Annotated in this window: 13 protein-coding genes; 5 read left to right on the top strand and 8 right to left on the bottom strand. The window is 45.8% G+C overall.

The window, feature by feature from the left end; translation table 11 throughout:
* Positions 1-9 precede the first annotated feature (9 nt).
* The gene (locus tag CS948_RS02255) at positions 10-1,023 is read right to left on the bottom strand and encodes a sensor histidine kinase KdpD (RefSeq protein ID WP_176554873.1); all 1,014 of its coding nucleotides are present in this window, start codon (positions 1,021-1,023) and stop codon (positions 10-12) included.
* A 313-nt stretch (positions 1,024-1,336) separates the two neighbouring features.
* Here CS948_RS02255 and CS948_RS02250 point away from each other — a divergent pair, with 313 nt between their 5' ends.
* The 5 genes from CS948_RS02250 to CS948_RS02230 all read left to right on the top strand — a co-directional run bounded on the left by CS948_RS02250 (position 1,337) and on the right by CS948_RS02230 (position 6,863).
* Complete coding sequence (locus tag CS948_RS02250) at positions 1,337-1,783, top strand: NVEALA domain-containing protein (protein ID WP_099290132.1); 447 nt, start codon at positions 1,337-1,339, stop codon at positions 1,781-1,783.
* A gap of 11 nt (positions 1,784-1,794) precedes the next feature.
* Positions 1,795-2,841, top strand: coding sequence for a BF3164 family lipoprotein (locus CS948_RS02245; protein ID WP_176554872.1), 1,047 nt, complete (start codon positions 1,795-1,797; stop codon positions 2,839-2,841).
* Positions 2,828-3,388 carry a peroxiredoxin gene (locus CS948_RS02240; protein ID WP_099290130.1) on the top strand — a complete coding sequence of 187 codons (561 nt, stop codon included), beginning with the start codon at positions 2,828-2,830 and terminating at the stop codon, positions 3,386-3,388. Before CS948_RS02245 ends, CS948_RS02240 begins: the two co-directional genes overlap by 14 nt.
* The gene (locus tag CS948_RS02235) at positions 3,389-5,236 is read left to right on the top strand and encodes a hypothetical protein (RefSeq protein ID WP_099290129.1); all 1,848 of its coding nucleotides are present in this window, start codon (positions 3,389-3,391) and stop codon (positions 5,234-5,236) included.
* A 145-nt stretch (positions 5,237-5,381) separates the two neighbouring features.
* Positions 5,382-6,863 carry a glycoside hydrolase family 10 protein gene (locus tag CS948_RS02230; protein ID WP_099290394.1) on the top strand — a complete coding sequence of 494 codons (1,482 nt, stop codon included), beginning with the start codon at positions 5,382-5,384 and terminating at the stop codon, positions 6,861-6,863.
* A 17-nt stretch (positions 6,864-6,880) separates the two neighbouring features.
* Here the strand turns inward: CS948_RS02230 and CS948_RS02225 are convergent, their stop codons facing one another.
* The 7 genes from CS948_RS02225 to CS948_RS02195 form a co-directional block, all read right to left on the bottom strand.
* Positions 6,881-7,105 (bottom strand): hypothetical protein, encoded by a 225-nt coding sequence (locus tag CS948_RS02225; protein ID WP_099290128.1) that lies wholly within the window; start codon positions 7,103-7,105, stop codon positions 6,881-6,883.
* Positions 7,105-7,578 (bottom strand): DUF3990 domain-containing protein, encoded by a 474-nt coding sequence (locus CS948_RS02220; RefSeq protein ID WP_099290127.1) that lies wholly within the window; start codon positions 7,576-7,578, stop codon positions 7,105-7,107. The genes CS948_RS02225 and CS948_RS02220 overlap by 1 nt, the downstream gene beginning before the upstream one ends.
* Positions 7,575-7,793, bottom strand: coding sequence for a DUF3791 domain-containing protein (locus tag CS948_RS02215; RefSeq protein ID WP_099290126.1), 219 nt, complete (start codon positions 7,791-7,793; stop codon positions 7,575-7,577). Before CS948_RS02215 ends, CS948_RS02220 begins: the two co-directional genes overlap by 4 nt.
* Positions 7,794-7,991: 198 nt before the next feature.
* A complete protein-coding gene (locus tag CS948_RS02210) occupies positions 7,992-9,149 on the bottom strand; it encodes a TlpA disulfide reductase family protein (RefSeq protein WP_099290125.1) in 1,158 nt (385 codons plus the stop codon).
* Between the two features lie 21 nt (positions 9,150-9,170).
* A complete protein-coding gene (locus CS948_RS02205) occupies positions 9,171-10,358 on the bottom strand; it encodes a TlpA disulfide reductase family protein (RefSeq protein WP_099290124.1) in 1,188 nt (395 codons plus the stop codon).
* Between the two features lie 20 nt (positions 10,359-10,378).
* The gene (locus CS948_RS02200; RefSeq protein ID WP_099290123.1) at positions 10,379-11,983 is read right to left on the bottom strand and encodes a RagB/SusD family nutrient uptake outer membrane protein; all 1,605 of its coding nucleotides are present in this window, start codon (positions 11,981-11,983) and stop codon (positions 10,379-10,381) included.
* Positions 11,984-12,016: 33 nt separating this feature from the next.
* Positions 12,017-15,724, bottom strand: a complete 3,708-nt coding sequence (locus CS948_RS02195) for a SusC/RagA family TonB-linked outer membrane protein (RefSeq protein ID WP_099290122.1) — start codon at positions 15,722-15,724, stop codon at positions 12,017-12,019.
* Positions 15,725-15,790: the final 66 nt, after the last annotated feature.

Raw genomic sequence — 15,790 nt, 5'->3', positions numbered from 1 at the left:
TGTAAAATATTAATCGTTTTCGTCTGTTACCAAAGGCACCATGACCGTGAACGTGGTTCCAACGCCCTCGGTACTGTCCACCCGAATCACTCCGCCATGAGCCTCTATTACCTGTTTCACGTAACTCAACCCGATTCCGAAACCGTGTACATCGGCAGAACGACCGCGAGCAACCCTGAAATAACGCTCGAAAATCTTCTCCCTCAGTTTCTCCGGAATACCAAATCCGTGGTCTTTTACCGATATAATCAGCATATTCCCCTCGTCCTTGCACGATATCTCGACTTTCGGCGAACTACCCGAATACTTGATAGCGTTCTCGATCAAGTTACTGATGGCGTTCGGAAAGTGAATCGGATCGGCTTCAATCACGTTCCTACTCAATTGATAATCCACTTTAATCGAAACATCTCTTTTCTCGAACACGGAATTGAACTGTCGAACAAGTTCATCAATTGAATCCTGCAAAGATAACTTTTCCCACGTAACCTTGAACCCTTGTTTCCATGCATTTAATAATTTAAACACGAAATTATTCAAATGCAGCACTCTATCAAACCCTCCATTCAATGCATCCAATTGCCTTTCATTCAAATTATCAACCCCCTCCTGTTTTAGCGCAAGGAGCTTTTTCTTAATTATCGACAGCGGGAACTTCAATTCATGCACCATACTGCTCATAAATTCCTCTCGGACTTTTGCCACGTTTCGTTGGAAAGAAATTGTCTTCCATTGATATATAAAACAAACACCCAAGAAGATCACTAAAAGGAACGAACTAATGAGTACTCCTGTCAATTGAGAAAAGAAGACCTTGTAAGGCATGTCAAAATAAGCAATTAGACCATGATGACTCGTTAATCCTAAATCAATCATGTTTGAAACAATATTCTTACTTACCCTAGAAGACCCATTCTCCGTTGTAGCTATAATCCTTCCAGTTTCAGTATCCACTAATTCCAATATATATTTCCCCGTTATACCATTACGAACAAAATATGATTTACAAATACTATCCAACATGACAATATTTTCTGTTGATCGCTGATTAACGAAGTCATAAAAAGTTTTACGTAATAAAGTTAAGTACCCTTCTTTTTCTTCAAAAGCAATCGACGTTGTATCACCTTTCCACACAAACTTCAGCGTAGCATTTTCTCTATCCACACTAATTCGTGGAGGGCTATCTTTAAAAATCTGATTCTGTAATAAATGCTCTTCAAAACCAGTTTCCATTGCTGTTGCTAAAACATTATTCGCTGTATTCAGATACTCTACCTTTTTATAATGAAACATACGTATCAACCAAAATGTTTGAAAAATCAACAAACAAAATATGGCAAACATCGAAACGCCCCACGCTATATGGATTCTTCTATTCATAGACTCTATTTTATTAGACCATCAAAATACTGAAATTATTACCTTATTATATATACTTCCAACACTCTACAATTTTAAGAATAAATTAAGAAAAATAGGAACAAATGAGGAACAATTTATCTCAAAACTTCCTTATATTTTTGTAGCACATCAAAACTCTCAATATATGAAAAAATTTATTATTAGTATATTGTTTATATCTATAATCCTTGGAATAACATTAATAAATATCACTCTAAGGAAAGATGCCACGAATATAGATATAAAAATTCAAAATATTGAAGCGTTAGCCGCTGATGAAAGTGGAGAAGACAATCCTTGTAAAGTTTCAGGATATATCTGTATGTTTTACGATGATGATTTTAATCCCGTATTCTACCCCGGACTAGCTCTCGAATAAATAACATGAACATGAAAAAGGCATTATTTATACTATTAGCCGTTGCTTTCGCCTACAGTTGTTCTGATGAAGTTCGGACTGTGCCGAAAGAGCAGAATCCTTTGTTTAGCATGAGTCGTGCTGTCTCACTAGACAGATTGGATACAAAAATCAATCTACAAAAGTTGGGTATTATAAACCCGACAAAAGTAATCAAGAAAGATTCTATACTTATCGTACTTGACCGGGAAGGGTTGAACAAGATTTCCATATACAAACAAGACGGAACATTGTTGGGAAATTACCTCCCGACAGGCTTAGGCGGCAACCAAGGTTTGTACATCTTAACGATGCATCTTGACGAGAAAGGAATCTTATCAGCCTATGACTTCGGGAACAACCGAATGGTCGAGTTCGACATGAATCAACTGGGACAAGCCGGATTCGGTCCTACCTTTACCCCCGTGCCCACGGACAAGAAACACTTGTGCGCTGCCAAATGGGGTTCCACAATCGTGGCAACGGGTATGTTCGACCAGCGTTACGCTTTACTGGAAAACGGGCAAGAAAATTTCTTCCTTCCCTACCCGAATTACCGGAACGCCGACAATTCCCAGAAAAGCATCTTATTTGCAAGTAATATCATAAAGATAAAACCTGATGGAACGAAATTTGTCTGTGCGAATATGCAAAGCGGTATCATAGATTTATGCTCTCTCATACCTTGCAACACCATCACTCGCATCACCGAGCAAAATCTCTATTCTCCAAAAGCCACGGTCAAGAGTACCAGGAGAAAGCCCGTCGCGTATTCCACAGACAATCTCTTCGGGTTTGTTGATATTGAAGTATCTGATGAATACATATTTGCCCTCTATTCTGGGAGAAGTTACAATAAATACAAAGAGAAGATAGGCTATGGTGAACGGATTGTAGTGTTCGACTGGGAGGGCAATCACGTTCACACCTATTTACTAGGGAATCCGTTCACCTCTATTTCCTTTTGTAAAGAAGAAAACGCCATTTATGGCTTGACAAACCATCCGAATTCAGTGTTGATTAAATATGCATTGGATTAATTTCCGTGTGAGAGTTTTGTACCTTGGGATGTTCATCCTCCTCGGGGGATGCCATTCCAAGGATTACAAAGCCCGAAAAGTAATTGAAGAATGGTACGGGAAAACAATCACGTTTCCCACCTCCCCGGCGGCTAAAATCCTCGGGAGAGATACAACCGTCACGCTCACGGAACTATTGGATAAAGAATACAGCGTTCTTACTTTTTTTGATTCTACCGGGTGCACGGAATGTAACATGAAATTACATGACTGGCACTTACGCATGAAAGATATAGCCGGACAACAAGATAAAGTGAATTTTATCTTTATCGTCCACGCCAAGAATTTCGAGGCCGTATCGGCATTTGCCGTGAAGAACAAATTCAATCACTTGATATTTTACGACACGGACAATGCCCTGTGGAAGGCGAATCCGAACCTGCCGCACGACCCCGAATTTCAAACATTCCTACTCGACCGGGAACAAAAGGTCGTGTTAATCGGTAGCCCGGCGAGAAACAACTCGCTGTGGAAACTGTACAAACAACAAATTAGTATAAAGAATTAAATGACACAATGGATTAACAACACAGTGAATTTCCTGTCCTTCATGAGCTTCCTTCTATTGATTGCCACGATGCTGGTTATCGATTCGGAAAGCATGAACGGGATCGTTGTTGCCAAACGTTTTTGGTTCTACACTTTCATGTGTATAACCGGAGTCATTTCAATCATTCTGGCTTTTTACAGGAAATCGACCACGAGAGTCGATGAAATCAAAACTATCATAATAGGGATTTTGACTGTAGTGATTATTGGCATATCCCGTAACTCCAATCAGGAAATGATGAACGCGGAAGTATTTCTGCTAATAGTCATTTCCTATTTTTTCTTCGATATCTATCTTTCTTACAATAAAAAATCGATCAAGACATTTCAATTCGTTCTGATCGCGCTCGCTTTATTTGAAGTCATTTGGGGATACTGCCAATTGTACGCTTATATCCCGGAAATGCAAACAAAATTTCAATTATCCGGGTCCTTCAACACCCGATACGCTTATGCCGTATACTTGGCCACGATTACCCCGATTGCGCTTTACTGGACAATCACACTATATCAAAGATTAAGTGCCAAATTCTCGACACCGTCTTATACCGAGCAAGCAAAGCCGGAAATCATCGACGAGATCATGTTGTTCGTGCTATCAGCCCTTTCCTTGTTGGGCATACTATCTATCATGCCTTTTACAGGGGAAGCCATCGCGTGGCTCACCGCGGCGTGCGGATGCTGTGTTGTTCTGTATTTCAAATTCAACATGCACGCTTTCATCAAACGCTTACAGACACAAAAACAAAGAATAACCCTCTTGCTCAGTGTGCTGATTATCAGCACCGGTATCGTGGGCGGCTATTACAAATTCCGGAAAGATCCAGTGGACGAAAACCTTCTGGCATGGAAAATATCCATGAACGTGCTGACGGAAAACCCGTTATTCGGCATTGGTATCGGGAACTTCCAAAAAGCATACGGGGATGCCCAGTCTTACTATTTCGAACACGGCAACCGGACAGAAAGAGAACTGGCATTGGCCAACACGCCGTGTTACCCGGTCAGTGATATTGTCCGTATCACGGCGGAAACCGGATTGCTGGGATTATTACTTATCCTCGGGTTTGTCGCCACGATTCTTATAAAAAGTATCCGAAGTTTAAAACGATACCCGGAGAAGTTAGCTACCCTAGGTGCATTAATTTCGCTCTCTATGGCAGGGCTGATGTCCTCCCCTATCAGATCATTACCGTTAGCCATCATCCTGATGCTCTTGCTCGCCTTGTGCGCCCCCCGGGAAGCCCGTCAAGAAAAAGCCGGACTGAGTTTCAAAGTAATTTATCTCGCGTTGGCAGGCTTGGTGTTTTTCACCGCCTTCCCCGAAATGAGAAAATACAACTCCTATCGCGCATGGGCAGAAGGAAAACTATATTACAACGTGAAGATATACGCGACGGCGGTTAATATATACGCCCCGTTGGCAAAGAATCTAAGACATCCCGGATTTCTTATCGAATACGGGCAAGCACTCTCCCAAACAGACCGATACGAAGACAGCATTGCTGTTCTCCGAGAAGTATTACAATCTGTATCCGCTCCGGTAATATACAATATCATCGGGAAAAACTATCAAGCCATGGGAGAGTACAAGCTCGCCGAACAGAACTTCCGGAAGGCCCATTACATGACACCCAGCCTCGTGTATCCCAATTATTTGCTGGCAAATCTTTACCACGAAATGGGATTACATGACAAGACCTTGCAATGCGCCCGACAAGTAATCACTCAAAAACCCAAAAAGGAATCAAAAGAAACACAAGAAATGAAAGCACAAATGGAATCGCTCATCAAGAGTATCCATTAAAAGAGCCATCCTCGGACCGTTCTGGTCCATTTCACACCATAGTACATCTAAATCCATCACTTTGGGGAGACATTCTAAGTCTCCCTTTCTTTTTTATACCCATAAATCCGTATATTCGCGACATTCTAAATCAATGACACAAACTATGAAATATATATTATCGTTCCTTTTCACCACGATTCTCGGCATCACGCTCCTCTCCGCGCAGGATTACCCGAAGCGCGAATTTCGCGGGGCATGGATACAAACCGTGTTCCAGAGTGAATACGCCAAAATGTCGCCGGACGAGATGAAAGTCGACTTTATCCGCAAGCTGAATTACCTGCAAGAATGCGGAATCAACGCCATTGTCTTTCAAGTACGACCGGAAGCCGACGCGTGGTATCACTCCGAGATTGAACCGTGGAGCCGTTTCTGCACTGGCAAACAAGGTGTAGCGCCGGAGCCGTTCTTCGATCCGATGGCATTTCTCATCAAAGAATGCCACCGACGGAACATGGAATTTCACGCTTGGCTGAATCCCTTCCGGGCATGCACGTCGGGGACTGCCACGTTAGCGGAAACGCACGTTTATCACGAGCATCCCGAATGGTTCGTCACTTACAACAAGCAATTACTTTTCGATCCCGGTATCCCCGCCTGTCGGAAATACATCTGCCGGGTGGTGGAAGATATCGTGAGCCGCTATGACGTGGACGCCATTCACATGGACGACTATTTCTACCCCTATCCCGTGAACGGAATGCCTTTTCCCGACGATAACAGCTTTCGCGCTTACGGGTTGAAGAAAGGATACTCCGAGGACGAACGGGACGACTGGCGACGGGAAAACGTGAATCAATTAATCCGGGAGTTGAAACGCACGATCGTGAAGACAAAGTCGTGGGTACGCTTCGGCATCAGTCCTTTCGGGATATATCGCAACAAACAAAACACGCCGGACGGTAGCGGAAGCAATACCAACGGGTTGCAGAATTATGACAACCTGTATGCGGACGTGACGCTATGGGTCAAGAAAAAATGGATTGACTACAATATCCCCCAAGTGTACTGGGAAATCGGACACCCGGCAGCAGACTACATCACCCTTGCCAAATGGTGGGACAAAAACGCCCACGATATCCACCTTTACTTGGGACAAGACGTGGCACGCACCATGAAAGCCGGCGACCTGACCACCAAAATGGAAACCGCCCGTTCCCTACGCCACGTGAAAGGCAATTGCTTCTGGCCTGCCAACGAAATATTATGGAATAACGAGGGTATCGCCGATAGCCTCCGTGAACATTACCACCGCTACCCGGCATTGATTCCCGCCTACACGCACATGTACAACGGACGACCAAAGAAAATCGCCAAACCCCGTGCCAAACGCACGGACAAAGGCTACACCGTGAAATGGTTCTCCGTCGGCGACCGTGAAGATCCCCGCAATCCCCAGTATTTCGTGATCTACCGCTTCGCCCCGAAAGAAAGCATCAACCTCAACGATCCCTCCAAAATAGCCGCCATCACGCACTACACGGAATGCTACCTACCGCTTCCCCGAACAAAATACCGTTACGTGATCACCGCCGTCGACCGCTTCCACAACGAGTCAAAAGGGAAAAAGATAAAACTTAAATAATTTTCACATGAAAAACATTATAGATAAGTAGCTGTAAGATATTCCTTCTTTAGCAATTCATAGGTATATGATGGACTTTGGATATATAACTCATTCTCCTTATCTTGTACTAAATCATAGACTTTAGAATTATATATCACATCTAAAGCAGAAATAGCATCCAAATTAAAATCCGCCATCAAATATTGTGTCATTTTATCAACAATATGTGCAATCAAATAATCCGTCTGTTGTTGTATCATCATATCCGTTTTAAAAATTCAATAGCACGTTTCGTTCCAAAAAAGAATTGATTATTCAATTTCCTGTATTCCAACTCTTTTGCCAATTCTTCCAAAGTAAATGAACCTTCTTCGTAACGATTTAGCAAATAAGCTACTCCATCATCTGCTATTGGACCAATAACAATATCATATTCATGCTTGAATGAAAGAGTATTTCTATTGCGGTTTCGATATATAAATTCTGCCCATTCTTTAATCGGCTTTTCAAAAACCAACACATTCAACAAATGATTGGTAAGAACAGCTTCGTCAAAATCATAGACCTGTACGATGGGATTTCCGCCAAAAATTCGGGCTTTCTTTTTTGCTAATTCTTCTGCCTGTGTCTGAAGATTTGTCAAATAAAACCCCTTGCCAAAGTCCTTGTACGGATTAGATTTCTCTATATCAATCTTATCAAAATCTACATTGGTCCCATGATAAAGTATCATTGCAATTGCCCTCCATTTTTGCGACATAAAACAATCAGATCATCCACCGCATCATCTATAGACTGAAGATGCTCCGTTTCGTAGAACTCATCCAAAAAATGAATTCCTTTGAAATGATACAAATACAAAAACGCACTTTTAACCGAAAGCTGAAAGCGTTTGGCAAAAGCACGAATGCAAGCATTCATATAAGGTATTTTATATTTATCATTCATCGTGGATAGATATTAAATAATTTGATACACACAAAAATACAAAAAGTACAGTTCAACCGGACATTTGAACCGTACTTTTTTCTAATTCAGCAACAAATATACTCCCCAAACAGAGCATATTGAAAAATTCGCAAGCATGCACAATTCCGAGAAGCTGCTAATATTTAAATTGTTCACATGCTTGCGATATCAATATTTCTATTTCTTCAACGCCTTTTCCACCACTGCTGACAACTCTTCTTTACTCTCCATGTGTGCCCGCATCACGATTTTCCCTTCTTTGTCCACAATCACGAACATCGGGACAGCCTGCACGTGGTACAATTTATCCACTCGATATCCGCCCTTCGCCTTTTCGTCAAGCACTTGCGGCCACGGTAATTGCTCCTCATCCAACGCTTTCTCCCATGAAGCTTTCTTCTCATCGATGCTCACCCCGACAATCTCCACGCCCTTGTCCTTGTACTCCTTGTAAAACTCCCGCACCCAAGGAAAAGAAGCGCGGCACGGCTTACACCAGCTTGCCCAAAAATCAAGCACCACCACTTTACCCCGGAAATCAGACAAACTCAACAAAGAACCGTCCCGCCGTGCTAACGTGAACTCGGGTGCCGGACGTCCCGGTTCAATCCGTTGCCTCAACTCGATACAATCTCGCACTTCTTTCACCAGCTCACTCTCCCGCACCTTCTCGTCAAACAAGCCGAAAACTTGTTCCAACTGCTCCAATGACATTTCGTTCATCATGAAATTCAAGTTATAAGCAGCCGTTTCCACGGACGGGTTAGCCGCCATAATCTTCAACTGCTCTTCCTTTACCCGTGCCATATACGCGTCAAACTCCTTTCTATACACCCAATAAAACGTTGTATCCTCTAACGTTTCTGGAGCATCGAATACCATTTTTGCCAACTCCGCGTATTTCTTGAACTCCGGCATTGCCTCCACCACGTACCGTTGTTTATTAATCTCCTCATTTACATCATTATTTTTAGAACCGGTAACCGTCATTCCCTTGATAACCAATTCCTCTTCCTCGTTTATTCCCACGTTTCTCCAATCCCCCCGCATCTCTATCTTACTGTTCTCCAAAGCCACTCTCATCTGAACCGCCTCCTTCCCCTCCGGAGCCACCGTCACCAAGGCAAATCCCACGCACGGCACTTCTCCCTCAAACACGAACTTTCCCCCCTTCATCTTCACCGTGTCACAAATCACCAACCCTCCTTTAGCATGCATCGTCAAAATCGCGTTACCGTTTCCCGCACCTTTAAACACACCTTTCAACACGTACCCCGCTTGGCTGTTACAAGCGAATAGCACACTCATTACCAATAACATCAAACATTTTTTCATCTCTATTCTTTTTTAAATTAATTACTTCCCGATTTCCTTATCCATTAATAATCCATTTACCAACTCCTCCAATTCATACTCCAGATTACCGCATTTGACTATTTTCCCCTCGCAGTCGATCAACACGAGATGCGGAATACCTGTCACGTCATACAAGTCACTTGCCGTATGCTTTCCACCCGAGAGCTTCTTATCCCGCACGTGTAACCACGGTAATTTTTCCGCGTCCAGTGCTTTTTCCCACGCCTTCACGTCCTTATCCACGCTGACACCGAGAATTTCCACCCCTTTGTCGTGATACTTCTTGTAAAACTCCTTCAACCAAGGAAAGAGCGCACGACACGGACCGCACCAGCTCGCCCAAAAGTCTACCAACACCACCTTACCGCGTAAATCGGCAAGCGACAGCACCTGCCCGTCACGTTGTGCCAACGAGAACATGGGAGCCATCCGTCCCGGAGCCAAACGCTGGCGGGTTTCCAATTCCTCACGTATTTCGGTCAACATCTCGCTGTTTCGCACCGCCTCGTCAAACTGCCCGAAAACCCGTTCAAACTCTTCCAGTTCCATGCCGCCTATCATGGGTGTCAAATACAACGCTGCCGCTTCCGACGACGGATGTGCCGCCATGATTTCCAGTTGCCTCGTAAACATCAACTCTCGAAAACTATCCTCCAGCACCTGCAACGTATCCGCCTTCCGCATCACCTCGTCCGTCAACTCCGCATTGTCATCCAACGAAGCGAACCACTTTTCCAACCGTTCATAATCCTTGAACTCCGGCAATTTCCGTAACGAGAAATACACTTCATCCAGAAGATTGCACACCTCCGTGTTCTTACCGCCCGTGACCTTCATATCCCGGATAAAGAAACTCCCCCCGACATTCCGTTCCAAATTTGCCCAATCGCCTTGCAACTCGATCGGGCTATTTTCCAACACGATAAGCATATCCAACACCTCTTTTCCTTCGGGTGCCACCCGCAAAGAACATGCTGCCACGAAAGGCGTCTTACCCTCGAAACGGAACTTTCCCCCGTTCATCTCGGCTGTGTCCGCTATCACTGATGCACCCGCGTGGTCGGTCACGGAGATCACCGCGTACCCGTTCCCAGCGTTTTTCAAATTTCCCTTTAGCACATACCCGTCCTTGGGTGTGCCGCAAGCCATAAACAGGCTTGCAAGCACAACAAACATACTTGTTTTCATCCGATAAAATCAATTCATTATTATTTCCAACCTCTATTCTGTTCCCAACCCATGGTCGCCGCTTCAAACGTGTAGAAAGGCAATGCCCAACGCGGGTCATCCGGGGCTATTTCCAATTGCACGCGAGTACTCAAATCAGTCGGGTCTGTCAAAATCTCGCGGCGAACATAGATACCGGCATTTTCCGCCCCGTTCAGACGTTTAACATCATAGAACCGCCAGAAAGCTCCCATCTCGCGCAAACGCTCGTCCAGCACCTCCTGCACGCTACCGGTAACCCCTGCCTCAGCAGACACATCGTCCATAAAGCGGGTGCGACGCAACGTCTTCAACGTCTCTGCCGCGGTTCCCTCGTGTCCGCCCCGGGCCTCACACTCCGCCTTAATCAAGTACATCTCCGCCGTCGTCATGCCGATAAGCGAATTACCCGCGAAACGCGAATAACTGTATAGATTCCAAGGTTTCAAATATTGCCAGTTTTCATAACTGATATATTGCTCGAAAGTATTCGTATCCATTTCAACCAAATTCTCACCGGTCATCAAAAGAGGCGTACAAGAGCTATAGAAATGAATCCAGCGGGCATCATTCTCCCGGTCCCAAAGCTCATAAAAAGACTCGGAAATCGGGCAAGTACCCCCCAATCCTTCCCAAGACACGTTGGGCAAATACAACTCCTCGTACTTCGCCACCGCCTCCGTATCCATGTCATCCAGTTCAAACATCGAACTCACGACTATTTCATCCATCGGCTCACCCTCTTCATCCAACACACTAATCCAATTCCACTCTTCCAACTCGTATTCAGGTTCATTCTTAAAATCCACCAGAGTATTATGAGCTTTCAACGCCTCCGTCGCGTTCGACAATGCCAGCTCGTAATCTCCCCTGTACAGGGCTACCCGCGCCCGGAATGCCTGCACGGTCGGCACCGTCGGGCGGAAATTATGCGCCTTGTCAAACGTCGTGCGCCCCGCTTTAGTCAACGCCTCTTCCGCCAGCCTCAAATCCTCGTAGATACGTTCCAGCGTGTAGCCTACCGTTTCCCGTCCGGGAACTTCTCCCGCCGTGGTATTATCCCGATAACCGATACCCGGTTTATCGTCTCCCCACAAACAATACTGCGTCAACAGCATAAAGTGGTAATACGCCCTCCCGAAACGAGCTTCGCCTTCCACTTGATCATGGATAGCTTCCGTCGTCTGAATCACCTTATCCAGATACTCCAGCACCGTGTTAAAACGATAAATTCGTTCCCAAACCGGAGTCCAAGTCCACATCATCCACATTGATGTCATCAACGTCTCTCCCTGCCAGCAATATGACTCGTACGTGGTCGGTTCACTTGCCCGCAACCCGTGCACGTAAAACTCCGGTGTCAACTCCACCGCGTCCGTCAACGGAAGAGCTTCCGTCAAGTAAGCACCCGAGGAACTACCTTCCCCCGTTTCAGCATCAACCCGTTCAAACAAATAAAGATCGATACTTCCGGTCAGCCCATAGAGCTGGTCCATGTGGTATATGTAAGCGCTGCCCGACTTGTCCGTGGTCTCATCCAGAAAATCACTGCACGAAGCCATTACCAAGGCTCCCAACAAAGCAATGATTATATATATTTTTCTCATATTCCTTACTGTTTTTATCCATTCATACTCATTTTACCAACTCTTGAAACCGAGTTTCACCCCAAACGTGAAAACAGGCATTGGCTTTAGACTCCCAAGCGGGTAATCAGGAGCCATTTTCCCGTTCGCGCTCCAAATCAATCCCAAGTTGCTCGCCTGCGCGTAAACATGGATACGGCTGAACACCCCCTGTTTCGACAACAGGCTTTGCGGCAAGTCATACCCCAGAAACACCTCGTTCAAACGGATATAATCTCCTTTTATAAAATTGTTTCTGAAATACGTGCTAACCTGTATCATGGACGAATATCCATTACCACTCAAGAAATTAGGTCTATTATCATCGTTATAGAGCGGCAATTCAGAATAAGACACCTGATTGGCATATCCCTTGTCATATACCTCAAAAGCCTTGTCCAGACGTTTAGAATAAGCAGCAAGATTTCTGCTATCGGGCGAAAAACTGTCATTATAACTCGTCATAACATAATAACCGAACTGCCCCGTGAGCATGAAAGAGAATGTCACCCCTTTCCATGTGAACATATTGCTGAAACTCAGCGTGCTTTTCGGTTCCATCGTTCCCAAATAGTAAGCCCAGTTATTATCACCAAGCGTTTGCCCTTCCCGGGGAGTCACAAAATCCATCATGCGAGAAGATTCTTCATCCAAAATGGGTTCCCGTGAACCGTCTTTCCCGCCCAGCAACACGTAGCCTTCCGGCAAATACCCCACCGGTTTCAGAACGGTGAAAGAACCGATCGGACGCCCCACGACATAAGAGTTACCAACCGCCAGATAAGGACCCGTGAAACCGAATTTTTTCAATTCGTTGTGGTTGTACGAATAATTCAGTATCCCGCTCCAGCTCAAATCTCCCGTGATAGGCAAGTCCGAACCGATTGAAAACTCCACGCCCCGGTTCACAATTTCCGCGTTATTCAACAACATAGACTCCACACCCTGCGAAATCACCGGTACCGTCGTGTTCGCCAACACGTCATAAGAATATTTGTTATAAAACTCCGCGCTACCGCTCAGTTTATGCCCGAAAAACGCCATATCCACACCGATATTCAGCGTCCGCGACTTCTCCCACGTCAGTGTATTGTTGCCGCGTTCCGCTATCGTGTTAAAAGATTCTCCCCCGGAATAAATAAGGCTACCCGGGTGCACTGCCACCGTCGTCACGCTGGACGTCCCCGACTTGCCTGCCGCCACACCCGCGATACCGTACGATGCACGCAACTTCAACTGGTCTATCCAAGAAGCCCGTTCCATGAACCGCTCGTTTGAAATCAACCAACTAGCACCGAACGACCAGAACGGGGAAAACTTATCACGCACGTCTTCCGCTTGAAAATTGGAAGCATCCGTGCGGAAACTGGCAGTCACCGAATAACGGTTGTCATAAGTATAAGCCGCGTTCGCGTACACCGAGAAAAAACGGTCTTCCAATGTCGATAGGCTCCCCAACTTCTCGAAGGGCATATACGAAGATACCCCGAAAATATTGTTTTTCTTCGTCACGTAATCCAGCTCCGTCAACACGGAATTGGTATATTTATTATACCCGTAACGCGTCACTTTCGGGTCTGCCTCCGTCGTGGCGGAAATAACCTCCGTACCCGCCAGCACGTTAAACGCGTGTTTATCTTTCGTCAGACTGTAATCAGCCTGCCCGCGCAAATTATAAGCCTCGTACGTGTGCCCCTCGTTCGAGAACACGCCCCCGGTCGGGAAATAAGAAACATACCGCCCCGTTTCGCCCAACGCGGAATAAGTATTATACAAATCCCTCACGAAAAACGATTCCGGCTCGTAAGACACGTGCTTGTCGTACTTGCGGTGCTCGTACTGTCCCTTGGCACTCACGTTCAGTCCCCAGTCCGTCCGGTACTCGAAACCACCTTGTACCCTGTAATTCATCGTCTTCGAATAGTTATCCGTGTATTCCCTATCGGCAACAGGATTATACGTCCAGTCCACCGGAGTCTTGCCGGCATAATATTCCTCCGACATCAACAGAGGCTCGTACACAGTCCGCGAGGTCGATATATACGTGAAATTCCCTTCGTCATCCTTCAAACGAGTCCACGGGCTAAGCCATTCCCGCACGCTTTCAACACTCGTACCGTTGTTTTCCTCCCTACTGAACATCGTGTTCACCGCAAACTCGAACGTCAGGTTCCTCGTCAAGCGGGCGTTACTCGCCAGATTCAGCAACAGGCGCCGTTTGCCATTCTCTTGCAGGTAACTATCCTCGTCATCATAAGAAGCCGAAAAAGCGTAATCCAACTTATCGGCGGCACCCCGCAGCGACACGTTATACTGCTGACGCACCATACGCCGGAAAATATACTCGTTCAAATCATCTTTCCACGTCCCGCTGTTTCCTCGCTCGATAAGCTCCTGTTTTTTAGCATCGTACTCCCCCGCGGTAAGATTCTTCCTATTATCCCGCTCGTACAGCATACTGTATGGAGCCGACATATACCGCCTCCGTGCGGAAGCTCGCGTGTAAGGGTCGTTACCTGCAAAATTAATCGGTTTGTACTTGTGCATCAATTCCTCGAAACGAAACTGATTCTCCGCCGACGCCATGTTAAACAAATAATCCAAATCCGCCCGGGAACTCACCGACCAATATGCATCCGCCGAAATTTCCAACTTGCTCTTTGCCTTGCCTTTCTTCGTGGTAATCACGATTACCCCGTTCGCCGCACGCGCCCCGTAAATGGAAGTCGCTGCCGCATCCTTCAACACCGTCACAGACTCCACGTCGTTCGGGTTAATCGACGCAAACGGATCACTTTCAAGCATATAACCACTGATGGGAAACCCGTCCACCACGATCAGCGGATCGTTATCCGCCTTAAAATTTGCATCACCCATACTGACTTGCGATATAGTACCTTGTCCCCGGATAGCGAATCGTACCTGTCCGTCCACCGGTGCGCTCACCACCGTCAATCCCGGTACCAACCCGACCAACGCTTGCGCGAGATTGGACGTCGGTTTCCGCCCCAATGTCTCCGCATCCACGATCGAGTAAGCACCCGTGGCACGCTCCTTGGAAATCGTCTGGTAACCGGTAACCACCACGTCGTCCAAGTTCTCGCTATCCTCCTCCATTGTCACCCGGATAAATTCCTTTTTCTCCACCGCGATCTCCTGCTTCTTCATGCCCACGAACGAGAAAACAAGCACATGCGGCCCTTTCTCCGGCAAACGAATCTGGAAACCACCCGTCGAATCCGCCACGACTCCCGAAGCCGTTCCCTTCAACACGATAGTCGTTCCCGGCAGCGGGATTCCCTGCTTGTCGACCACCACTCCCCTGACAATCCTCTCCTCCACTTCTTTCTGCTGCTGAACAGCCTCCTTCCAAATCACGATTGTCTTCTCCTCGATCGAGAACTTCAACCCCGTGCCTTTCAAGCAAGTTGCCAAAATCTCCTCCACCGTGGCATCTTTAAACACGACATTCCGATTTTCAATACCCCTCAAATCGGCATCACTGTACACGAAACTGAACTCCGTCCGCGATTTAATCTCGTTGATGATCTGTTTCATCGAGGCACTCTCCAATTCCATACTCATTCGCACCTCCTGAGAATAGGCTCCGGCATGCACTTGCAGCGCGAACAAAACCGATAAAATAAACGTCGCTTTCATCATTAAAATCAACTTCATTAATTTTCTATGCCTATCCATGTAGGCATAACATTTTTTTTCCATAACTTTGTGTTTAAGATTCGACAATATTTCAACACCTGTTTGCAGCAGGATTGAAAAGTTTGACAA

This window comes from Butyricimonas sp. Marseille-P3923 (assembly GCF_900184685.1).
GTDB classification, from domain to species: domain Bacteria; phylum Bacteroidota; class Bacteroidia; order Bacteroidales; family Marinifilaceae; genus Butyricimonas; species Butyricimonas muris.
Note: the sequence above shows the minus strand (reverse complement) of the source record. Positions and strands in the feature narration are given on the sequence as shown.